General features: G+C 68.3%; 21 protein-coding genes and 1 other RNA gene. 17 read left to right on the forward strand and 5 right to left on the reverse strand.

Annotated elements, in window-relative coordinates:
* From NS331_RS10590 to NS331_RS10605, 4 genes are all read left to right on the forward strand, one after another.
* Positions 1-482: S1C family serine protease (locus NS331_RS10590; protein ID WP_153012812.1), on the forward strand; the 482-nt coding region annotated here is incomplete at its 5' end.
* Positions 483-570: 88 nt separating this feature from the next.
* The gene (locus tag NS331_RS10595; protein ID WP_058641956.1) at positions 571-1,590 is read left to right on the forward strand and encodes an AAA family ATPase; all 1,020 of its coding nucleotides are present in this window, start codon (positions 571-573) and stop codon (positions 1,588-1,590) included.
* Positions 1,591-2,604 (forward strand): DUF58 domain-containing protein, encoded by a 1,014-nt coding sequence (locus NS331_RS10600; protein WP_058641957.1) that lies wholly within the window; start codon positions 1,591-1,593, stop codon positions 2,602-2,604.
* A gap of 14 nt (positions 2,605-2,618) precedes the next feature.
* Entirely contained in the window at positions 2,619-3,659 is a 1,041-nt protein-coding gene (locus tag NS331_RS10605) for a VWA domain-containing protein (protein WP_058642067.1), read from the forward strand.
* Between the two features lie 126 nt (positions 3,660-3,785).
* Here the strand turns inward: NS331_RS10605 and icd are convergent, their stop codons facing one another.
* A complete protein-coding gene (gene icd, locus NS331_RS10610) occupies positions 3,786-5,051 on the reverse strand; it encodes an NADP-dependent isocitrate dehydrogenase (RefSeq protein ID WP_058641958.1) in 1,266 nt (421 codons plus the stop codon).
* Positions 5,052-5,294: 243 nt separating this feature from the next.
* On the opposite strand from icd, the gene NS331_RS10615 reads away from it, so the two are divergent.
* Positions 5,295-5,474, forward strand: coding sequence for a hypothetical protein (locus NS331_RS10615; protein WP_058641959.1), 180 nt, complete (start codon positions 5,295-5,297; stop codon positions 5,472-5,474).
* A 156-nt stretch (positions 5,475-5,630) separates the two neighbouring features.
* On the opposite strand, the gene ssrA is transcribed toward NS331_RS10615, so the two are convergent.
* The 4 genes from ssrA to ompA form a co-directional block, all read right to left on the reverse strand.
* Positions 5,631-6,016: a transfer-messenger RNA gene (gene ssrA / locus NS331_RS25480) on the reverse strand.
* Between the two features lie 13 nt (positions 6,017-6,029).
* A complete protein-coding gene (locus NS331_RS10620) occupies positions 6,030-6,746 on the reverse strand; it encodes an HAD-IA family hydrolase (RefSeq protein WP_082702395.1) in 717 nt (238 codons plus the stop codon).
* Positions 6,743-7,468, reverse strand: a complete 726-nt coding sequence (ubiG, locus tag NS331_RS10625) for a bifunctional 2-polyprenyl-6-hydroxyphenol methylase/3-demethylubiquinol 3-O-methyltransferase UbiG (protein ID WP_058641960.1) — start codon at positions 7,466-7,468, stop codon at positions 6,743-6,745. Before ubiG ends, NS331_RS10620 begins: the two co-directional genes overlap by 4 nt.
* A 104-nt stretch (positions 7,469-7,572) precedes the next feature.
* Positions 7,573-8,229 carry an outer membrane protein OmpA gene (gene ompA / locus NS331_RS10630; protein WP_058641961.1) on the reverse strand — a complete coding sequence of 219 codons (657 nt, stop codon included), beginning with the start codon at positions 8,227-8,229 and terminating at the stop codon, positions 7,573-7,575.
* A gap of 235 nt (positions 8,230-8,464) precedes the next feature.
* Here ompA and gyrA point away from each other — a divergent pair, with 235 nt between their 5' ends.
* The 12 genes from gyrA (at position 8,465) to NS331_RS10690 (ending at position 22,684) form a co-directional block, all read left to right on the forward strand.
* Positions 8,465-11,116: a DNA gyrase subunit A gene (gene gyrA / locus NS331_RS10635; protein ID WP_058641962.1), complete on the forward strand. Its 2,652-nt coding sequence runs from the start codon at positions 8,465-8,467 to the stop codon at positions 11,114-11,116.
* On the forward strand, positions 11,109-11,711 hold the full coding sequence (locus NS331_RS10640; protein ID WP_058641963.1) for a DUF2059 domain-containing protein: 603 nt from the start codon (positions 11,109-11,111) through the stop codon (positions 11,709-11,711). The genes gyrA and NS331_RS10640 overlap by 8 nt, the downstream gene beginning before the upstream one ends.
* Before the next feature lie 63 nt (positions 11,712-11,774).
* Complete coding sequence (serC, locus tag NS331_RS10645) at positions 11,775-12,896, forward strand: 3-phosphoserine/phosphohydroxythreonine transaminase (RefSeq protein ID WP_058641964.1); 1,122 nt, start codon at positions 11,775-11,777, stop codon at positions 12,894-12,896.
* 21 nt (positions 12,897-12,917) lie between these two features.
* Positions 12,918-14,042, forward strand: coding sequence for a prephenate dehydratase (gene pheA, locus NS331_RS10650; RefSeq protein WP_058641965.1), 1,125 nt, complete (start codon positions 12,918-12,920; stop codon positions 14,040-14,042).
* Between the two features lie 173 nt (positions 14,043-14,215).
* On the forward strand, positions 14,216-15,085 hold the full coding sequence (locus NS331_RS10655; RefSeq protein ID WP_058641966.1) for a prephenate dehydrogenase: 870 nt from the start codon (positions 14,216-14,218) through the stop codon (positions 15,083-15,085).
* Positions 15,086-15,185: 100 nt separating this feature from the next.
* Positions 15,186-17,195 carry a bifunctional 3-phosphoshikimate 1-carboxyvinyltransferase/cytidylate kinase gene (locus NS331_RS10660; protein WP_058641967.1) on the forward strand — a complete coding sequence of 670 codons (2,010 nt, stop codon included), beginning with the start codon at positions 15,186-15,188 and terminating at the stop codon, positions 17,193-17,195.
* 219 nt (positions 17,196-17,414) lie between these two features.
* Entirely contained in the window at positions 17,415-19,100 is a 1,686-nt protein-coding gene (gene rpsA / locus NS331_RS10665) for a 30S ribosomal protein S1 (RefSeq protein ID WP_058641968.1), read from the forward strand.
* Positions 19,101-19,160: 60 nt separating this feature from the next.
* Positions 19,161-19,451 (forward strand): integration host factor subunit beta, encoded by a 291-nt coding sequence (locus NS331_RS10670; protein ID WP_058641969.1) that lies wholly within the window; start codon positions 19,161-19,163, stop codon positions 19,449-19,451.
* Between the two features lie 170 nt (positions 19,452-19,621).
* On the forward strand, positions 19,622-19,948 hold the full coding sequence (locus NS331_RS10675; protein ID WP_058641970.1) for a LapA family protein: 327 nt from the start codon (positions 19,622-19,624) through the stop codon (positions 19,946-19,948).
* Positions 19,938-21,125, forward strand: coding sequence for a lipopolysaccharide assembly protein LapB (gene lapB / locus NS331_RS10680; protein ID WP_058641971.1), 1,188 nt, complete (start codon positions 19,938-19,940; stop codon positions 21,123-21,125). Before NS331_RS10675 ends, lapB begins: the two co-directional genes overlap by 11 nt.
* A gap of 116 nt (positions 21,126-21,241) precedes the next feature.
* Entirely contained in the window at positions 21,242-21,571 is a 330-nt protein-coding gene (locus NS331_RS10685; protein WP_058641972.1) for a ComEA family DNA-binding protein, read from the forward strand.
* A gap of 144 nt (positions 21,572-21,715) precedes the next feature.
* The gene (locus tag NS331_RS10690) at positions 21,716-22,684 is read left to right on the forward strand and encodes a TRAP transporter substrate-binding protein (RefSeq protein ID WP_058641973.1); all 969 of its coding nucleotides are present in this window, start codon (positions 21,716-21,718) and stop codon (positions 22,682-22,684) included.
* The last annotated feature ends 61 nt before the right edge of the window (positions 22,685-22,745 follow it).

Raw genomic sequence — 22,745 nt, forward strand, 5'->3', positions numbered from 1 at the left:
ACCTGCACGTCGTGGCCGGCGCCGAGAAGATCAAGGTGACCTTTTTCGACGGCCTGGAGTCGGTGGCCACCGTCACCAGCGTTCAGCCGGAAAACGATCTGGCCGTGCTGCAGGCGCAGAAGATCCCCGACGACCTGATGGCGGCCAGCATGCGCTCCACCGCCGACCTGCGCCCCGGCGACCAGGTGGCGGCCGTGGGCTTTCCCTTCGGCATCGGGCCGTCGGTGTCGAGCGGCGTGGTGTCGGGGCTCAAGCGCTCCTTCCAGTCGCCCGAGGGCCGGCAGGAGCTGTCCAACCTGATCCAGTTCGATGCCGCGGCCAACCCCGGCAACTCGGGCGGGCCGCTGATCAACATGGACGGCGAGGTGCTCGGCATCGTCACCGCCATCCTCAATCCCACGCACCAGCGCACCTTCATCGGCATCGGTTTCGCCGTGCCGATCGAGAACGCCGCCTCGGCGGTGGGCTCGCCCCCGTTCTAGCAGCGGTGCGCCGCCTTCGCCGGCCAGGTGCCGGCGCCGTCATCGCCGACCGACCGCCCTCTTCATCAGACCGCCACGGAAGACCCTCATGACCTCGCCCAGCACCCTCACCGACGCCGACGTTGCCGACACCGCCGAACTGATGGAGCAGATCCTGTATCAGGTCAAGCGCGTGGTGGTGGGCCAGGACCGCTTCCTCGAACGGGTGATGGTGGCCATGCTGGCCGGTGGCCACCTGCTGGTGGAAGGCGTGCCGGGCCTGGCCAAGACGCTCACCGTCAAGACGCTGGCCGACACCATGCGCGGCAGCTTCAAGCGCATCCAGTTCACGCCCGACCTGGTGCCGGCCGACCTGGTGGGCACGCGCATCTACAACCAGAAGACGGGCGAGTTCTCCACCTCACTCGGCCCGGTGTTCGCCAACCTGCTGCTGGCCGACGAAATCAACCGCGCGCCCGCCAAGGTGCAGAGCGCGCTGCTGGAGGTGATGCAGGAGCGCCAGGTCACCATCGCCGGCGAGACGCACCGCGTGCCGCGCCCCTTCCTGGTAATGGCGACGCAGAACCCGATCGAGACCGAAGGCACCTACCCCCTGCCCGAGGCGCAGGTGGATCGCTTCATGATGAAGGTGCTGGTGGACTATCCGACCGACGACGAGGAATTCGTGATCGTCCAGCGCGTGATCGGCGAGCGGCTGGAGGCATCGCCCGTGGCGTCCATCGAGCAACTGGCCCGGTTGCAGGCGCGCTCGCGCGAGGTCTACGTGGACCCGTCGCTCATCCAGTACGCCGTCAAGCTGGTGTCGGCCACCCGCAACCCCGAGAAATTCGGGCTGCGCGACACACGCCGCTTCATCACCTTCGGCGCCAGCCCGCGGGCCACCATCGGCCTGGCCGAAGGCGCCCGCGCCCTGGCCATGCTGCGCGGGCGCAGCTACGTGCTGCCCGAGGACATGAGCGACCTGGTGCCCGACGTGCTGCGCCACCGCGTCACGCTGTCGTACGAGGGGCTGTCGGAAGGGCTCACGCCCGACCTGCTGGTCGACAAGATCATGCGCGCCGTGCCGGCCCCGCCGCGGCCGCTGGAGCACGACAGGCTGGTGGCCTGAATGAAGCTCTGGAGCCGCAAGCCGCCGCCGGCGGCACCGGCCGCCAACGACGCCGCACCCGCCGCCGGCGCAGCGGACCGGCTGCTGCGCCGCCTGGAGTGGACGGTGATCCGCCGGCTCGACGGCCTGCTGCAGGGCGACTACCGCACGCTGATGCGCGGCACCGGCCTGGACCTGGCCGACCTGCGCGAATACCAGATGCACGACGACGTGCGCCACATCGACTGGAACGTCACGGCACGCCAGCAGGTGCCGCACGTGCGCGTGTTCACCGAAGACCGCGAGATGGCCGCCTGGTTCGTGCTGGACCTCAGCCGCTCGGTGGATTTCGGCTCCGGCGCGCGCGCCAAGCGGGAGATCTCCGCCGGCTTCGTCGGCGTGCTGGCGCGGCTGCTGACGCGGCACGGCAACCGCGTCGGCGCCCTGGTCTACGGCCACGACCTGGAGGCTGTGCTGCCCCCGCGCAGCAGCCGCCCGCATGTGCTGCGCCTGCTGCACGAGATGGAGCGCCGGGCCCATGCCGCCGACGGCGTCACCCGCGCCGGCCGGCACGGACACGACGGCATGACCCGGCTCGCGGACATGCTGCAGTCCGCCGCCGGGCTGATGCCGCGGCGCAGCACCGTCTTCGTCGTCTCCGACTTCCTGACCGAGCCGGGCTGGGAAAAGCCGCTCGCGCGCCTGGCGCAGCGCCACGAGGTGGTGGCCGTGCGCCTGTTCGACCCGCTGGAGCGCGAACTGCCCGACCTCGGGCTGGTGCCGCTGGCCGATGCCGAGACCGGCGAGCAGATCTGGGTCGACACGCACGACGCCGCCTTCCGCCGCCGCTTCGCCCAGCTCGCGGCGGAGCGCGAGGCGGCGCTGCGCGAGTCGCTGGCCGCGGCCGGCGTCGATGCGCTGGAGTTGTCCACCGCCGATGACCTGGTCGAGGCCATCGTCCGTTTTGCCGACATGCGCCGGCGCCGCGTGCGTGCCACCGGCGCCCCCGCGCGCCGCGCTGGAGAACTGCGATGAACGCTGCCCTGCCCGTGACCTTCCTGTGGCCGCAGTTCCTGTGGCTGCTCCCGCTCGTGCCGGTCCTGGTGCTGCTGTACCTGTGGCTGATCCGCCGCAAGAAGAAGATGGCGGTGCGCTACGCCAGCCTGTCCATCGTGCGCGACGCGCTGGGGGCGCGGCAGTCCTTCCGGCGGCACCTGCCGCCCCTGCTCTTCCTGCTCGCCATCGCCGCCCTGCTGGTGGCGGCAGCGCGGCCACTGGCCGTCATCACGCTGCCGTCCAACCAGCAGACCATCATCCTCGCCATGGACGTCTCGGGCAGCATGCGCGCCGAAGACGTCAAGCCCAACCGCCTGGTGGCGGCGCAGGAAGCCGCCAAGGCCTTCATCAAGGACCTGCCGCGCAACGTGAAGGTGGGCGTCGTGGCCTTTGCCGGCAGCGCCAACGTGGCGCAGCTGCCCACCACCAGCCGCGACGAACTGGTGGCGGCCATCGACTCCTTCCAGCTGCAGCGCGCCACGGCCACCGGCAATGCCATCGTGGTGTCGCTGGCCACGCTGTTCCCCGACGCCGGCATCGACCTGGCCGACTTCAGCGGGCCCAGCCGCCAGCAGGGCATCTCGCTCGACCGCGCCGGCCGAAAGCCGGCGGAGCCGCCCAAGCCGGTGCCGCCGGGTTCGTATTCGTCGGCCGCCATCATCATGCTCACCGACGGCCAGCGCACCACCGGTGTGGATCCGCTCGACGCCGCCAAGGCCGCCGCCGACCGTGGCGTGCGCGTCTACACCGTGGGCGTGGGCACCGTGGACGGCGAGACCATCGGCTTCGAAGGCTGGTCCATGCGGGTGCGGCTGGACGAGGAGACGCTCAAGGCCGTGGCCAACCGCACGGCGGCCGAGTATTTCTACGCCGGCACCGCCGCCGACCTGCACAAGGTCTACGAGACGCTCAGTTCCCGCCTGACCGTCGAGAAGAAGGAAACCGAGGTCACGGCACTGTTCGCCCTGGCCGCCGCGGCGCTGTCACTGGTCGCAGCGGGCCTGTCGCTGCTCTGGTTCAACCGCATCCTGTGATCGGCGGCGAGGCGGCTGCGGCGCCGAGGACCTAGATCCGCGATCCCCGAACGCGACAAGGCCCCGGCATGCCGGGGCCTGTATCCGGCCGACATGAAGATCGGCCACGCATGCGGTCGGGGCTCGTCAGTCGGCCATGGCCTCGATCATCACCTGGCCAAAGCCGGAGCAGCTGACCTGCGTGGCCCCGTCCATAAGGCGGGCGAAATCGTAGGTCACGCGCTTGCTCTGGATCGCCTTTTCCATCGCCGCGATGATCAGGTCGGCCGCTTCCTTCCAGCCCATGTGACGCAGCATCATCTCAGCCGACAGGATGCTGGAGCCCGGGTTCACGTAGTCCTTACCGGCGTATTTCGGCGCGGTGCCGTGCGTGGCCTCGAACATGGCGACCGTGTCGGACATGTTGGCCCCCGGCGCGATGCCGATGCCGCCCACCTGCGCCGCCAGCGCGTCGGAAATGTAGTCGCCGTTGAGGTTGAGCGTCGCGATCACCGAGTACTCGGCCGGCCGCAGCAGGATCTGCTGCAGGAAGGCGTCGGCGATCACGTCCTTGATGATCAGGTCCTTGCCGGTCTTGGGGCTCTTCACGCGCATCCAGGGGCCGCCGTCGATGGGCTCGCCGCCGAACTCGCGCGCCGCCAGGGCATAGCCCCATTCGCGGAAGCCGCCTTCGGTGAACTTCATGATGTTGCCCTTGTGCACGAGCGTGACGCTGGGCTTGTCGTGGTCGATGGCGTACTGGATCGCCTTGCGCACTAGGCGCTCGGTGCCCTCGATGGACACCGGCTTGAGGCCGATGGCCGAGCTCTCCGGAAAGCGGATGGTCTTGGCGCCGAGCTCGTCCACCAGGAAGCGGATCAGCTTCTGCGCCTTCTCGGAACGGGCCTCGTACTCGATGCCGGCGTAGATGTCCTCCGAGTTTTCGCGGAAGATCGCCATGTCCGTCTTGTCGGGCTCGCGCAGCGGCGAGGGCACGCCCTGGAAGTAGCGCACCGGACGCAGGCAGACATACAGGTCGAGCTGCTGGCGCAGCGCCACGTTCAGGCTGCGGATGCCGCCGCCCACCGGCGTCGTCAGCGGCCCCTTGATCGACACCACATGCTCGCGCACAGCGGCCAGGGTTTCGTCCGGCAGCCACACGTCGGGGCCGTAGAGCTGGGTGGACTTGCCGCCGGCGTAGATCTCCATCCAGTGGATGCGGCGCCCGCCGCCATAGGCCTGCTGCACGGCGGCATCCACCACCTTGCGCATGACCGGCGTCACGTCGCGGCCCACGCCGTCGCCCTCGATGAAGGGGATGATCACCTGATCGGGCACGTCGAGCGTGTTGTCGGCGTTGACGGTGATCTTCCGGCCCTCCGCCGGGACTTGGATGTGCTGGTAACTGGACATGGCTGGGGGTTGGAGAAGTGGAGCCGGCGCCTGCGAGAGGGGCCGCGCATGGCAGGAAAGCCGTCGGAATTCTAGACCCCGCCCTCCGTGGCCGATGGCAGCCCGCAAACCTACGCGCAAACTTCGCGAAGGCCGTCAACCGGATGGCGTCTCGGCCGTTTTACAAGCAGCCGGCCACGGTCTTCGTGAAGGGCTGAATGCTCATCCGCATTCCCAAAACCATCACTCCACTAGGATGTTCGTATGAAGAAGCTTCTCGCTTTCGCCACCGCCGGTCTGCTCGCCACCGGTGCCGCTTTCGCCCAAGCCCCCGCTGCGCCCGTCGACGCACCGGCCGTGAAGGCTGCTCCGACCAAGGCCAAGAAGGCCAAGCACAAGGTCGCTCACAAGGCCAAGGCCAAGAAGAGCGCCGCTGCCGCCTGATCGGCAACGCGCCCTGCACGAGGCCCGGCCATGCCGGGCCTTTTTCTTTGGGCGCAGCCGCAGCCATGCACGCGGGCTCGCCAAAGAAAAAAGCCTGGCGGGCGAACCCAGCCAGGCTTTGGTCGTGCGCTTCGGCCGTGGCCGAAGCAGGTGTAGTGGTGGAGCTGGGGGGATTTGAACCCCCGTCCGCAAGCCTTCGCCGCGCAGATCTACATGTTTAGCGCTCTGTTTTGGATCTCGCCACCGGCAACGCGCAGACGCACGCTTTGCCGGTTGCCAGCACCCTTGAATCTCGCGGCGGCCCAAGGTGCACGGACCGCCGCCAGCCAATGTGATTAACCTTGCAGCCGGGAGGCGTCAGATTGCTCTAACGCCCCCTTGCCCAGCCCATCGGCCGACTGTTGCAAGGCTCGCAGCGATTAGGCTGCGAGTGCGAAACGTTCGTCGTTTGCAGTTAGTTTGTTTGAATCTGTTTTACGAGCGCATTCAGCTCGACATGCACCACTGCGGTCCCGAACCCACGTCGAAACCAATGCAGCCCCAGAACCGAGCATTTTAGGCCGGCGCGAGCCATTGCAAGAGCTCAAGGGGCAAAGAAATCGTCGCATCGGCGCCCCAGAGCGTGTGGTCTGCCTCGGCGCCGAGGTAGCCGTAGGCCACCGCCACCGTCCGCATGCCCGCTGCACGGCCGGCCACGATGTCCCGCTGGTCGTCACCGACGTAGATGCAGCGCTGCGGCGCCACGCCCAGTTGGCGCGCGGCTTCCAGCAGCGGCGCCGGATGCGGCTTGGCATGCGGCGTGGTGTCGCCGCACACGATGGCGCCCGCGCTGGCGAACAGCGGCATGGCACGGGTGATCGGCAGGGTGAAGCGGCTCGCCTTGTTCGTCACCACGCCCCAGGGCAACCCGCGCCTTACCAGTTCGGCCACGAGCATCGGCACGCCCTCGAAGGCGTGCGAGCCGTCCAGCATGCAGGCTTCGTAGTTTCGGAAGAACTCCTCTCGCAGTTCGTCGAAGCCGGCGTCCTGGGGCGTGAGGCCGAAGGCGATGCTCAGCATGCCGCGCGCACCGGCGCCCGCCATCGACCGGTAGGCCGTCAACGGCAGCGAGGGCATGCCACGCACCACCCGCATGCGGTCGGCGGCTGCACCCAGTTCGGGCGCACTGTCGATCAGCGTGCCGTCCAGGTCGAAAAGGACGGCCTCGACGCCGGTCCACGCGTCTGCGGCCGGCGCAGATACCCCTTGCGGGACAGGATAGCGAACACTCATGCCGCGGCGGGCGCAGGGCGCCGCGTGGCGATCATGTAGTTGACGCTCACATCGTCGTTGAGCCAGTAGCGCCGGGTCAGCGGGTTGTACTGGAGGCCACGCGCATGGTCGACGTCCAGCGCCGCCGCGCGGCAGTAGGCGACCAGTTCCGACGGCCGGATCAGCTTCGCGTACTCATGGGTGCCCTTGGGAAGCATGCCCAGCACGTATTCGGCGCCCACGATGGCCAGCATGAAGGCCTTGGCGTTGCGGTTGATGGTCGAGAAGAAGACCCAGCCGCCGGGCTTGACCAGGCGCGCACACGCCGCCACCACCGATGCCGGTTGCGGCACGTGCTCCAGCATCTCCATGCAGGTCACCACGTCAAAGCTGCCAGGGGCCTCCTGCGCCAGCGCCTCCACCGCCACTTCCCGGTAACGCACACCGGACGTGCCGGCCTCCAGCGCATGGAGTTGCGCCACCTTGAGCGCCTTGCCCGCCAGGTCGATGCCGAGCACGTCGGCCCCGCGTCGTGCCATGGCGTCGGCCAGGATGCCGCCACCACAACCCACGTCCAGCACGCGCTTGCCGGCCAGGGGCACCTGGGACTCGATCCATTCGAGGCGCAGCGGATTGATTTCATGCAGCGGACGGAATTCGCTGTCCATGTCCCACCAGCGATGCGCCAGTTCCGAAAATTTGGCCAGCTCGGCCGGATCTGCATTGGGAGAAGTTGCCGTCATCCCTCAATTATGAAGCGGGCGGCATTGACGCTTCTGCGCGCGGTGTCAGCCTTTTGCCATAAAAAAACCCCGCCGAGGCGGGGTTTTCAGTGGGCTGACCGAAATCAGTTGGCGCGGGTGCCGACCACTTCGATTTCCACGCGACGGTTCTTCGCGCGGCCTTCCTTGGTGCGGTTGTCAGCGATCGGCTGCTTCTCGCCCTTGCCTTCGGTGTACACGCGGTTGCGCTCGATGCCCTTGGAGACCAGGTAGGCCTTCACGGCTTCGGCACGACGCACCGACAGACGCTGGTTGTAGGCATCGGTACCGATGGAGTCGGTGTGACCCACGGCGATGATGACTTCCAGGTTGATGCCCTTGATCTTGGAGACCAGGTCGTCCAACTTGGCGCGGCCTTCCGGCTTCAGGACCGACTTGTCGAAGTCGAAGAAGGCGTCGGCGGCGAAGGTGACCTTCGAGGCGGCGACGGCCGGGGGAGCGGGCGGAGCCGGCGGCACGACGGCCGGCGGCACAGCGGCGACCGGGGGAGCGGTACGGACCAGGGCGCCATCGCAGCCCACGGCAGCCGTGGCGGGGGTCCAGTTGGCATCGCGCCAGCACAGTTCGTTGGTGCCGTTCTTCCAGACCAGTTCGCCGGTGGCGTTCTGCCAGTTGTCGATCACGGGACCACCGTTCGCGGCGGTGACCTTGGTCTGCGCGCCGGCGGCCGTGGCGAGCGCAGCGACTGCAAACATCATCGCCACTTTATTCAGTTTCTTCATGGTTCTCCTCTTGGGGAAAAAGCCGCAGCCGCAGCCGCGAAACAAGGACGTCTCAAGTGACCACCACCCAAAACGCTGGAGGTCATTGTGCCATAGGGTCTTTCTCAAACTGGCCGCGCACGGCCCCCCTGGCGTAGGACTGCAACGGAAAGCCGACGATCTGTTGCTGTCTCGCGACACCCGCTGGCGGCGTAAAATCGCGCGCTTCGCCCTGCCGTCGCCTGCCGCCTCTCCAATGACATCGTTCGCCAAGGAAACCCTGCCCATCAGCCTCGAAGAGGAGATGCGGCGCAGCTACCTCGACTACGCCATGAGCGTGATCGTGGGCCGCGCCCTGCCCGATGCGCGGGACGGCCTCAAGCCGGTGCACCGGCGCGTGCTGTTCGCCATGCACGAACTCAACAACGACTGGAACCGGCCTTACAAGAAGTCGGCCCGTATCGTCGGCGACGTCATCGGCAAGTACCACCCGCACGGCGACCAGTCGGTGTACGACACCATCGTGCGGCTGGCGCAGGATTTCTCCATGCGCCACATGCTGGTGGACGGCCAGGGCAATTTCGGGTCGGTGGACGGCGACAGCGCGGCGGCGATGCGATATACCGAAATTCGGCTCGCCAAAATCGCCCATGAAATGCTGGCGGATATCGACAAGGAAACCGTCGATTTCGGCCCCAATTACGACGGCAGCGAAAAAGAGCCGCTGGTCCTGCCCAGCCGCCTGCCCAACCTGCTGGTCAATGGCTCCGGCGGCATTGCGGTGGGCATGGCCACCAACATTCCGCCCCACAACCTGAACGAGGTCGTGGACGCCTGCCTGCACCTGCTGCGCCATCCCGACGCCAGCATCGACGACCTGATGGAGATCGTGCCGGCGCCGGACTTCCCCACCGCCGGCATCATCTACGGCATCAACGGCGTCAAGGAAGGCTACCGCACCGGCCGCGGCAAGGTGGTGATGCGGGCCAAGTGCCATTTCGAGGACATCGACCGCGGGCAGCGCCAGGCGATCATCGTCGACGAGTTGCCTTATCAGGTGAACAAGAAGACGCTGCAGGAGCGCATGGCCGAACTGGTGCACGAGAAGAAGCTCGAGGGCATCAGCCACATCCAGGACGAGTCCGACAAGTCCGGCATGCGGCTGGTGATCGAGCTCAAGCGCGGCGAAGTGCCGGAGGTGGTGCTCAACAACCTCTACAAGCAGACGCAGCTGCAGGACACCTTCGGCATCAACATGGTGGCGCTGGTCGACGGCCAGCCCAAGCTGTGCAACCTGAAGGACCTGGTGCAGGTCTTCCTGCAGCACCGCCGCGAGGTGGTGACGCGGCGCACGGTGTTCAATCTGCGCAAGGCGCGCGAGCGCGGCCACGTGCTCGAGGGCCTGGCGGTGGCGCTGGCCAACATCGACGAATTCATCCGCATCATCCGCGAGTCGCCCACGCCGCCGGTGGCCAAGGCCGAGCTGATGACGCGCTCGTGGGACAGCAAGCTGGTGCGCGAGATGCTCACCCGCGCCCGCGCCGACGGCGGCACGATCAACGCCGACGACTACCGCCCCGAAGGGCTGGAGCGCATCTACGGCCTGATGGGCGACGGCCTCTATCGCCTGTCCGAGACGCAGGCGCAGGAAATCCTCCAGATGCGCCTGCAGCGCCTGACGGGCCTGGAGCAGGACAAGATCGTCGCCGAGTACAAGGAAGTGATGGCCGAGATCGACGACCTGCTCGACATCCTGGCCAAGCCCGAGCGCGTGTCGGTCATCATCGGCGAGGAACTCGGCGCGCTGCGGCACGAATTCGGCCAGACCAAGCTCGGCGCGCGCCGCAGCGAGATCGAATACAGCGCGCAGGACCTGTCCACCGAAGACCTGATCACGCCCACCGACATGGTGGTGACGCTGTCGCACAGCGGCTACATCAAGAGCCAGCCACTGTCCGAGTACCGGGCGCAGAAGCGCGGCGGCCGCGGCAAGCAGGCCGCCGCCACCAAGGAAGACGACTGGATCGACCAGCTCTTCATCGCCAACACGCACGACTACATCCTGTGCTTCTCCAACCGCGGCCGCCTGTACTGGCTCAAGGTGTGGGAAGTGCCGTCGGGCTCGCGCAATTCGCGCGGCCGGCCGATCGTGAACATGTTCCCGCTGGCCGAGGGCGAGAAGATCACCGTGGTGCTGGCCCTGACGGGCGAGACGCGCAACTTCCCGTCCGACCGCTACATCTTCATGGCCACGTCGATGGGCACGGTCAAGAAGACGGCGCTCGACGAATTCAGCAACCCGCGCAAGGCCGGCATCATCGCCGTCGACCTGGATGACGGCGACTACCTGATCGGCGCGGCCCTCACCGACGGCAAGCACGACGTCATGCTGTTCTCCGACGGCGGCAAGGCCGTGCGCTTCGACGAGAACGACGTGCGCCCCATGGGCCGCAATGCCCGCGGCGTGCGCGGCATGATGCTGGAAGAAGGCCAGGGCGTGATCGCCATGCTGGTGGCCGAGGACGAGACGCAGAGCGTGCTCACCGCCACCGAGAACGGCTACGGCAAGCGCACCAGCATCACCGAGTACACCCGCCACGGCCGGGGAACCAAAGGCATGATCGCGATTCAACAGAGCGAGCGCAACGGCAAGGTCGTCGCCGCCACGCTGGTGCACGTCGAGGACGAGATCATGCTGATCACGGACAAGGGCGTGCTGGTACGGACACGCGTATCAGAAATCCGCGAACTCGGCCGGGCCACCCAAGGTGTCACGCTCATCAATCTCGACGAGGGGGCGCAGCTCAGCGGGCTGCAACGCATCGTCGAGAACGATGCCAATGCAGCCGTCGAGGCAGAGGAAACCGACGACGGCGCCAACCCATCCCAGGAGAACCCCAATGAATAAACACTTCAAGACCGCGCTGATCGGCGCCACGCTCGCTGCCGCAGCCTCCGGCGCCTGGGCTCAGGACAAAGCCGCCCTCATCAAGCAATTCATCGAGCTGCAGCGCCCCGGCGTCGAGGCCCTGGCCCGCGGCCTGGTGGAAGAAGCCAGCCTGCCCATCGCCCGTGCCGGCGCCGGCTACCTGCAGACGCAGGTGCCCGAGGCCAAGCGCGAGGCCGCCGGCAAGGCGGCCGATGTCGAACTCAAGAAGTACTTCGACGAGACCTACCCGCTGGTGCGCGACAAGGCCGTACAGCTGGCGCCCAGCGCGCTGACGCCGGTGCTGGAGCAGAACTTCAGCGAAGACGAACTGCGCCAGCTCGTGGCCTGGATCAGCTCGCCGGTGAGCAAGAAGTACCAGGAAATCAACCCGCAGCTGCAGAACGCCCTGACCGAGAAGGTGGTGGCCGAGACCCGCGCCGCCGTCGAACCCAAGCTGCGCGCGCTGGACACCAACGTGGCCAAGGCCCTGGGCGCGCCGACCGATGGCGCCGCCAAGAGCGGCAACGGCGGCAGCGGCGCAAGCGCCGCGCCCAAGGCGCCCGCCAAGAAGTAAACCGCCCCCGACGGCCGGGCCGACGCGCCCGGCCGCGCCCTCCGCCCGTTCCGTGATCGTTGCATGACCACCTCCGCCGTCCGCCGCCCCTACAACTTCTCGGCCGGACCGGCCGCCATGCCGGAGGCGGTGCTCTCACGTGCCGCTGCCGAGATGCTCGACTGGCACGGCAGCGGCATGGGCGTGATGGAGATGAGCCACCGCGGCAAGGAATTTGGCGAAATCATCGGCCAGGCCGAGTCGGATTTCCGCCAGCTGATGGCCGTGCCGTCCAATTTCCGCATCCTGTTCATGCAGGGTGGCGGGCTGGGCGAGAACGCCATCGTGCCGCTGAACCTGTCGCGCGGCGGCACGGTCGACTTCGTGGTCACGGGCAGTTGGAGCACCAAGTCGCTCAAGGAAGCCGGCCGCTATTGCAAGGCGCGGGCGGCCACCAGCAATGCGGAAGGCGGCCATGTGGCGATTCCGGATCCGCAAGGCTGGTCGCTGAGCCCCGATGCGGCCTACGTCCACCTGTGCTCCAACGAGACCATCAACGGCATCGAATTCCAGGAACTGCCCGACCTGAAGGCACTGGGCAGCGATGCGCCGCTGGTCATCGACTTCTCGTCGCACGTCGCCTCGCGCGCCGTCGACTGGAACCGCGTCGGCCTGGCCTTCGGCGGCGCGCAAAAGAACCTGGGGCCGGCCGGCCTGACGCTGGTGGTGGTGCGCGAGGACCTGCTGGACCGCGCGCTGCCCATCTGCCCGAGCGCCTTCAGCTACAAGCTCGTGGCCGAGAACGACTCCATGTACAACACGCCCCCCACCTGGGGCATCTACATGGCCGGCCTGACCTTCCAGTGGCTGCGCGAGCAGCGCGAAGGCGAGCTCACCGGCGTGGCCGCCATGGAGGCGCGCAACATCGCCAAGGCGAAGCTGCTGTACGACTTCATCGACGGCTCGGCCTTCTACGAGAGCCGGGTCGACCCGTCCTGCCGTTCGCGGATGAACGTACCCTTCCTGCTGGCCGACGAGTCGCGCAACGAGGCCTTCCTCGCCGGCGCCCGGCAGGCCGGCCTGCTGCAGCTCAAGGGTCACAAGTCGGTCGGCGGCATGCGGGCCAGCATCTACAACGCCATGCCGCTGGAAGGCGTGCAGGCGCTGGTGGCCTACATGCGAGAATTCGAGCGTCTGCATGCCTGATCACGGGCATGAATCCGCCCGATGACCGCATCCCCATCCCCCTCGTCTTCTGCCTCGCCCGCCTCCAGCGACAACCTGGCGCCCCTGCGTGAGCGCATCGACGCGCTGGACGCCCAACTGCTCGACCTGCTGAACCAGCGCGCCCACGTCGCCGAGCTGGTCGGCGAGGTCAAGAAGCGCGAGGGCACGCCCTACTTCCGTCCCGACCGCGTCGCGCAGGTGATCGAGAAGGTCAAGCGCAACAACCCCGGCCCGCTCAAGGGCGCGCACGTCGAGGCCATCTGGCGCGAGATCATGTCCGCCTGCCTGGCGCTGGAGTCGCCCCAGCGCGTGGCGGTGCTGGGCCCCGAAGGCACCTTCTGCGAGCAGGCCGCCGTCGAGTATTTCGGCGGCGCGGCCGACCTGGTGTACTGCGCCACCTTCGACGAGGTCTTCCACGCCACGGCCGCGGGCAGCGCCCAGTACGGCGTCGTGGGCGTGGAGAACTCCACCGAGGGCGCCGTCGCCCGTTCGCTCGACCTGTTCCTGCATTCGCCGGCGCACGTGGTCGGCCAGGTGAGCCTGCTGGTGCGCCACAACCTGCTGTGCAGCCGCAATACGCTCGACGACATCGAAGTGGTGATGGCCCATCCGCAGGCGCTGGCGCAGTGCCATGGCTGGCTGTCCAAGCACCTGCCCAAGGCCGAACGCCGCGCCGTCTCCAGCAATGCCGAAGGCGCGCGGCTGGCGGCCACCAATCCCGCCTGGGCGGGCATCGCCAGCGAGCGCGCCGCCACCCAGTTCGGCCTGCACATCGTGGCGCATGCGATCCAGGACGATCCCTACAACCGCACCCGCTTCGCCGTCATCTGCCTGCCGCACACGCTGGCCATGCCGCCGGCCTCGGGCCGGGACATGACCAGCCTGGTGGTGTCGGTGCCCAACAGGCCGGGCGCGGTACACGACCTGCTGGTGCCGCTGAAGACGCACAAGGTCTCGATGACCCGTTTCGAGTCGCGGCCGGCACGCACCGGTCAGTGGGACTACTACTTCTACATCGACCTCGACGGCCATCCCGAGCAGCCCCACGTGGCGGCGGCGCTGGCCGAGCTGCGCGAGCTCTGCGCCTTCTTCAAGATCATCGGCGCCTACCCGGTCAAGGCTTGAGAAGGTGTGAACGAACCCGCCATGCCCGCTCGTCCTGCCAAAACACGCCCACTCTGCGTTGCAAATGCTCGCCATAGCCAGAGCTATGGCTGCGCTTTGCGCCTGGATTGGCCGCGTTTTCGCAGCCCGCTCGGCCACGCCGGATTCATTCACACCTTCTGAGAGGGTCCGGCATGTTCCAGCAACTCGGCCTGATCGGCTGCGGCCTCATCGGCGGCTCCTTTGCGCTGGCGTTGCGCCAGGCGGGGCTGGTGCGCCGGGTGGTGGGCTACAGCAAGTCGCCCTCCACCACCGAACGGGCCCGTCAACTGGGCGTCATCGACGCCGAGGCGCCCTCCGCGCTGCAGGCCGTCGCGGGTGCGGACCTGGTACTGCTCGCGGTGCCGGTGGCGGCGACCGAATCCACGCTGCGGGCCATCCGACTGGGCCTGGGCGAGGACGCGCTGGTGATGGACGTGGGCTCAACCAAGGCCGATGTGGTCGCCGCCGGCCATCGCGCCTTGCAGCAGCAGGCGGCCAACTTCGTGCCCGCCCATCCCATCGCCGGCAAGGAGGTGGCGGGCGTGGAGCATGCCGACGGCGCCCTCTTCGTCGACCGGCACGTCATCCTCACCCCGACCGAGCGCTCGCGTGCCGCGCACGTGCAGCGCGCCATCGAGGTGTGGAGCCGCATCGGCGCGCGCGTGCAGACCATGACGGCGCCCGCGCACGATGCCGCCCTGGCCGCCGTGAGCCACCTGCCCCACCTGCTGGCCTTCGCCTTCATGCAAGCGCTGAACGGCCAGGACGAGGGCGCGCGCTTCCTCGAACTGGCGGGGCCGGGCTTCCGTGATTTCTCCCGCATCGCCGCCGGCGACCCCACCATCTGGCGCGACATCCTGCTGGCCAACCGCGAGCAGGTGCTGCACCAGTCGCAGGCCTTCCGCGAGGCCTTGCAGCGCTTCGAAGCGCAGATCGCCGACGGCGATGCCGCGGGCCTGGCCGATGCCATCGGCGCGGCCAGCCGGGCGCGCGCCGCGTTGAAACCCGCCCTCAGCGGCTGACCCGTGCGGGCGCGCCGGCCGGCGCGCCTCCTCACCGGCCGCCGGCCTTGCAGAATCTGCCCACGCCATCGGGCGCCTTTCATTCCCTGCCTTCCTGCCCATGTACGCCACCGAGTTCCTCGACCTTCCCGCATTGGCCGGTGCCGCCGGCACCGTGCGCCTGCCGGGCTCCAAGAGCATCTCCAACCGCGTGCTGCTGCTGGCGGCGCTGGCGAGCGGCACGACCGACATCCACGACCTGCTCGATTCGGACGACACCCGCGTGATGCTGGAGGCGCTGGCCCAGCTCGGCTGCACCATTGCCCGCGACGGCGCGGTGCTGCGCATCGAGGGCCTGGGCGGGCAGGTGAAGCAGCGGCAGGCCGACCTGTTCCTGGGCAATGCCGGCACGGCGATGCGGCCGCTGACGGCGGCGCTGGCGCTGCTGGGTGGCGACTTCCAGCTGCGCGGCGTGCCGCGCATGCACGAGCGGCCGATCGGCGATCTGGTCGACGCGCTGGTGCAGCTGGGCTGCCCCATCGACTACCTGGGCAATCCCGGCTATCCGCCGCTGCGCATCCGGCCGGCCCAGAGATCGGCACTGCAGCTGGACGCGCCGATCCGCGTGCGCGGCGACGTGTCGAGCCAGTTCCTCACCGCCCTGCTGCTGGCCCTGCCGCTGGCCGCCGGAAGCCGCGACGTGGTGATCGAGGTGGTGGGCGAGCTGATCTCCAAGCCCTACATCGAGATCACGCTCAACCTGCTCGCCCGCTTCGGCATCCAGGTGCAGCGCGAGGAATGGCGGCGCTTCACCATCCCGCAGGGCAGCCGCTACGTCACGCCCGGACGCATCCACGTCGAGGCGGATGCCTCCTCGGCCAGCTACTTCATCGGCCTGGGCGCGCTCGCGGCGCCGCTGCCGGGGGGCAACGGCATCCGCATCGAAGGCGTGGGCGCCGACTCGATTCAGGGCGACATCCGCTTCATCGACGCCGCCCGGCAGATGGGCGCGCAGGTGGACAGCGGCCCCAACTGGCTGGCGGTGCGCCGCGGCGTCTGGCCGCTCCAGGCCATCGACCTGGACTGCAACGCGATTCCCGACGCCGCCATGACGCTGGCCGTGATGGCGCTGTATGCCGACGGCCCCTGCCGGCTGCGCAACATCGCCAGCTGGCGCGTGAAGGAAACCGACCGCATCGACGCCATGGCGGCAGAACTGCGCAAGCTGGGCGCCACCGTGGAATCGGGCCCGGACTTCATCGTCGTGCACCCGCTGCCCGCGGGTCACTGGAAGGCCGCGGCCATCCACACCTACGACGACCACCGCGTGGCCATGTGCTTCTCGCTGGCCGCCTTCAATCCCGACCACCGGCCGGTGCGCATCCTCGACCCGAAGTGCGTGGCCAAGACCTTCCCCGACTATTTCGAGACCCTGTTCTCGGTGGTCGCGGCGGACGACGTGCCGGTGCTCTGCATCGACGGGCCCACCGCCTCGGGCAAGGGCACGCTCGCGGCCGAACTGGCGCTGCGCCTGGGCTACCACTACCTGGACTCGGGCACGCTGTACCGCGTGGCCGGTCTCGCGACGCGGCGCGCCGGCCTGGAGCCGGAACCCGCCCACGAGGCCGCCATCGCCGCCCTCGCCCGCGCGCTGCCGCTGCGCTTCGACGCCGGCCGCGTGCTGCTGGCCGACGAGGACGTGACCGATGCGATCCGCACCGAGGCGGCCGGCATGGATGCCTCGCGCGTGTCGGCCCTGCCCGGCGTGCGTGCGGCGCTCACTGAACTGCAGCACGGATTTCGCCGCCTGCCGGGGCTGGTGGCGGACGGCCGCGACATGGGCACGGTGATCTTTCCCGACGCGCCGCTGAAGGTCTACCTCACGGCCAGCGCCGAGCACCGCGCCGAGCGCCGGCATAAGCAATTGATTTCCAAAGGAATTCCAGCTATACTCGCCGACCTTCGCGCGGACCTGGAAGCGCGCGACGCCCGCGATTCGAACCGTAGCGTCGCCCCGCTCAAACCCGCGCAGGACGCCCGCCTCCTGGACAACTCCTTCCTCAGCATCGATCAGTCGGTCGAGCAGGTGCTGGACTGGTGGCGGCAGGTGCAGCCCTTCGAGACGCATTGACACATCGTCGAAGCCGTCGTTGGGCTCGGCGCCCCGGCCCTGCCGGGCGCGCCCTTCGCTCCAGCCAAGCTCCCCTCGCGCGTCAGCGCACCGGCCTGCTGGTTGTTCAACCTCAACCCCCGGGCTTCACCGCCCACACCACCGGTTCCAGTCATAGAAACAGCCGCACGCGATGTTGCATGGGCGGCTGGAAACCTGGAGAGACCGGAAGGAAACTCAATGTCCGAATCTTTTGCCGCCCTCTTTGAAGAGTCTCTGAAGCGTTCCGAAATGCGCGCGGGCGAAGTGATCACCGCCGAGGTGGTCCGCGTCGAGCACAACCACGTCGTGGTCAATGCCGGCCTGAAGTCCGAAGCCTACGTGCCGATCGACGAATTCAAGAACGACAAGGGCGAACTCGAAGTCCAGGCCGGCGACTTCGTCTCCGTGGCCATCGGCTCCGTCGAGAACGGCTACGGCGACACCATCCTCTCGCGCGACACGGCCAAGCGTCTGGCTTCGTGGCTGGCGCTCGAGAAGGCCCTGGAATCCGGTGAATTCGTCACCGGCACGACCAGCGGCAAGGTCAAGGGCGGCCTCACGGTGCTGGTCAACGGCATCCGCGCCTTCCTGCCGGGCTCGCTGATCGACACCCGTCCGATCAAAGACCTGACTCCCTTCGAAAACAAGACGATGGAGTTCAAGGTCATCAAGCTCGACCGCAAGCGCAACAACGTCGTGCTGTCGCGCCGTGCCGTGGTCGAAGCCTCGATGGGCGAAGAGCGCGCCAAGCTGATGGAGACGCTGAAGGAAGGCGCCATCGTCCGCGGCGTGGTCAAGAACATCACCGAATACGGTGCCTTCGTCGACCTCGGCGGCATCGACGGCCTGCTGCACATCACCGACATGGCCTGGCGCCGTGTCCGCCACCCGAGCGAAGTGGTGCAGGCCGGCCAGGAAATCACCGCCAAGATCCTCAAGTTCGACACCGAGAAGAACCGCGTCTCGCTGGGCCTCAAGCAGATGGGCGACGACCCGTGGCTGGGCGTGTCGCGCCGCTACCCGCAAGGCACGCGCCTGTTCGGCAAGGTCACGAACATCGCCGACTACGGCGCGTTCGTCGAACTCGAGCCGGGCATCGAAGGCCTGGTGCACGTGTCCGAGATGGACTGGACCAACAAGAACGTGGCCCCCAACAAGATCGTCTCCATGGGCGACGAAGTGGAAGTCATGGTCCTGGAGATCGACGAGGACAAGCGCCGCATCAGCCTGGGCATGAAGCAGTGCAAGGCCAACCCGTGGCAGGAATTCGCGCAGAACACCAAGCGCGGCGACCGCGTTAAGGGCCCGATCAAGTCGATCACCGACTTCGGCGTGTTCGTGGGCCTGGCTGCCGGCATCGACGGCCTGGTGCACCTGTCCGACCTGTCGTGGAACGAAGCCGGCGAAACCGCCGTGCGCAACTACAAGAAGGGCCAGGAAGTCGAGGCCCTCGTGCTGGCCGTCGACGTGGACCGCGAGCGCATCAGCCTGGGCATCAAGCAGCTGGACGGCGACCCGTTCTCGACGTTCACCTCGGTGAACGACAAGGGCCAAATCGTGACCGGCAAGGTCAAGACCGTGGATCCGCGTGGCGCCGAGATCGACCTGGGCAACGACGTGATCGGCTACCTGCGCGCTTCTGAAATCTCCCGCGACCGCGTGGAAGATGCCCGCAACGTGCTCAAGGAAGGCGACGAAGTCACGGCCGTGGTGGTGAACGTGGATCGCAAGACCCGCAACATCCAGCTGTCGGTCAAGCAGAAGGACATGGTCGACGAGCAAGGCGCCATGGCCAATCTGAACCAGCAGTCGGCCCGCGAGAACGCCGGCACCACCAGCCTGGGCGCCCTGCTGCGCGCCAAGCTGGACGGCAGCGACAAGTAATCGACCCGAAAAGCGGCTGGCCGCGGGCCCTCACCGGTCCCGGCCTGCCGCGTGCCAGCAATGACACGTTCCGATCTGGTCGAAGAACTCGCCGCCCGCTTTGCGCAGCTGACGCACCGCGACGCCGAGCAGGCCGTCAAGACCATTCTCGACGCCATGAGCGACGCGCTGGTGCGTGGGCATCGCATCGAGATCCGCGGTTTCGGCAGCTTCTCGGTGAGCCGGCGCCCGCCCCGCATCGGCCGCAACCCGCGGTCGGGCGAGAGCGTGCAGATCCCCGAGAAGCGCGTGCCGCACTTCAAGCCGGGCAAGGCCCTGCGCGAAGCCGTGGACCGCTCGAGCGAGGCATGAGCGCCATCCACCCGGGCCGGGGTCCTCATCGGAGCCGGGCCGGCCGGGTGCCTACGTAGAATCGTCCCGCCCAACGGGACCCGCATGAAAAGAATCCGTTCCAACGCCTGTCGCACCGCGTGGTCACAGCCCCTCCAGTGGGGCGCACGTCACCTTGGGGCGGCCCGGCGATGAAGTACCTTCTGTGGCTGCTCAAGGCAGCCATTTTTTTTACCCTGTTCGCCTTCGCGCTCAACAACCAGCACGAGGCGACGGTGCATTTCTTTTTCGGCACCTCCTGGCGCGGACCCCTGGTGCTGGTGGTGCTGGCCGCCTTCGCCGCCGGTCTGGTGGTAGGCGCGCTGGGCATGCTGCCCGGCTGGTGGCGCCACCGAACGGCCGCCGCCGCCCTGCGCCAGCCGGTGAGCGCCCCGCCAGCGTCGGCCGATACGCCGGCTGCCAGCGTGGCTGCGGCGCCGCTGGCCGAACCTTCCGCTGCACGACGACATGGACTTTGACCTGAGCTGGCTGCTGCTGGGCCTGCCGGTGGCCTTCGTGCTGGGCTGGCTGGCCTCCCGGCTGGACCTGCGCCAGCTGCGTCTGGAAAACCGCCAGGCCCCCAAGGCCTACTTCCGCGGCCTGAACTTCCTGCTCAACGAACAGCAGGACCAGGCCATCGACGCCTTCATCGAGGCGGTGCAGAACGACCCGGACACGCAGGAACTGCACTTCGCCCTGGGCAACCTGTTCCGCCGACGTGGCGAGTACCAGCGCGCCGTGCGGGTGCACGAGCACCTGCTCTCGCGCGGCGACCTCAACCGCGCCGACCGCGACCGCGCCCAGCATGCGCTGGCGCAGGACTTCCTGAGCGCCGGCCTGCTCGACCGGGCGGAGGTCGCGCTGCAGAAGCTGGAAGGCACCCGCTTCGAGAACGAATCGCGGCTGGCGCTGCTGGCCATCTACGAACGCTCGCGCGAATGGGCCCAGGCCGAGGCCGTGGCCGCGAAGCTCGACGCCTCGGACCAGGCCAGCTACGCCGCCCGCCGGGCCCACCACCTGTGCGAGCAGGCCGCCGAGCACAGCACGCGCGGCAATGCCGACGAGGCGTTGCGCCTGCTGCAGGAGGCCGCGCAGCTCGCGCCGCAGGCCCCGCGTCCGCCCATTGACACCGCGGCCCTGCTGCTGCGCCAGGGCCGCGCGGCGGAGGCTTGGGGCACGCTGTCGGCGCTGGCCCGCACTGCGCCGCTGGCCCTGCCGCTCTACGCCGCCGCGCTGCAGCAGGCCGCCCAGGGCGCAGGTGAGCAGGCCGCCGCCACGGCACTGCTGCACGAGCGCTACGAGGCCGAGCCTTCCATCGACGTGCTCGAGGCCCTGATGGCGCTGGAAGCATCCATGCAATCGGCCGTGCCGGCGGACGGCCGCCCGGCCCCCACCGCCTCGCGGGACCGCTACCTGGAACACCTCACCCGCGTGCCCGGCTCGCTGTTGGCGGCCTCCCGCTGGCTGGCGGGCGAAACCCTGCGCGACGACGCCCGCACCCATCCCCCGGTACAGCGGGCGCTGGACCAGGTGGCCCGCCCGCAGATGCGCTATCGCTGCGCCGCCTGCGGCTTCGAGGCCCACCAGTACTTCTGGCATTGCCCCGGCTGTCAGGCCTGGGACAGCTATCCGCCCCGCCGCGTCGAAGAACTGTGATGTGCTTCACGCGCCGCCCCAGGCGGTGCATTGACAGCATCGACCCTGCTGCATTCTGATGAGCGCCTGCGTCCGGAGGGCGCAGCATCGTCAACCATTTCAGGGGGAAATCACACATGAAGCTCAAGAAGCTGATCGCTGCGGCCGTGTTCGGCCTGCTCGCCGCGGGCGCCTTCGCCGCGGTCGACGTCAACAAGGGCAGCGCCGCGGAACTCGATGGCCTGCCCGGCGTGGGCCCGGCCATGTCCCAGCGCATCCTCGACGCCCGCAAGCAGGGCGAATTCAAGGACTGGGCGGACCTGATGGCCCGCGTGAAGGGCATCAAGGCCAAGTCGGCCGCCAAGCTGTCGGCCGCCGGCATGACGGTGGGCGGCAAGCCCTTCGATGGCGCGGCCGCACCTGCCAAGGCCGCCAAGGACGGTGCGGCACCGGCTGCCAAGAAGTAGCCGCGGGCACAGCCCCCTCGGCACGAGGCCGCCTTCGGGCGGCCTTTTTCATGGCGCCCCCGTGGCCCTGGCAAACCCGCGGTCCATGGCGTGATATTTGCACGTAGTCTGGCCTTCCAATCACACAGAGTCGGAGCGTCTTCCATGATCGACAAGAAGGGCCTGGTGCTGGCCTCGCTGGTGTTCGGCAGCGCCGCCATGGCGCAGGTGAAGTGGGATCTGCCCACCGCCTATCCGCCGGCCAACTATCACACCGAGAACATCGTGCAGTTCGCCAAGGACGTGGAGACCGCCACCGGCGGCAAGCTGCGCATCACGGTGCATGCCAACGCCTCGCTCTTCAAGGCGCCCGAGATCAAGCGGGCGGTGCAGAGCGGCCAGGCCCAGGCGGGCGAGATCCTGCTGGCCAATTTCTCCAACGAGAACCCGATCTACGCGCTGGACGGCGTGCCCTTCCTGGCCACCACCTACGGCGACGCGCGCAAGCTCTACGACGTCTCCAAGCCCGCGATGGAGAATCTGCTGGCCGCCCAGAACATGAAGGTGCTGTTCATGGTGCCGTGGGCGCCGCAAGGCATCTACATCAAGAAGGAGATCGCCTCGGTGGCCGACCTGCGCGGCGTCAAGTGGCGCGCGTACAGCCCCGCCACCGCCAAGATCGCCGAACTGGTGGGCGCGCAGCCGGTGCAGATCCAGCAGGCCGAACTGAGCGCGGCCATGGCCACCGGCGCCGTCGAGGCCTACATGAGCTCCGGCTCCACCGGCTACGACACCAAGACCTACGAGAGCATCAAGAACTTCTACGACACCCAGGCCTGGATTCCGAAAAACGCGGTGCTGGTCAACGCCAAGGCCTTCGACGCCCTGGACGCCGCCGGCAAGGACGCGGTGCTCAAGGCCGCAGCCGCCGCCGAGGAGCGCGGCTGGAAGACCGCCCAGGCCAAGAACGACGAATACAAGAAGCTGCTGGCCGAGCGCGGCATGAGGATCCACAAGCCTTCGCCCAAGCTGGATGCGGACATGCGCCAGGTGGGCGGCATCATGCAGGCCGACTGGCTCAAGCTGGCCGGGGCCGACGGCGCGGCCATCGTGGACGTCTACAAGAAGAAGTAAGCCAGTCTTCGCGGCGCGTCGGCCCTGCCATGCAGTGCCGTGCGGGGCGGCGCGCCGCGCC

Origin of the sequence: Pseudacidovorax intermedius (genome assembly GCF_001476815.1) — a bacterium.
Taxonomy (GTDB): Bacteria; Pseudomonadota; Gammaproteobacteria; order Burkholderiales; family Burkholderiaceae_C; genus Xenophilus; species Xenophilus intermedius_A.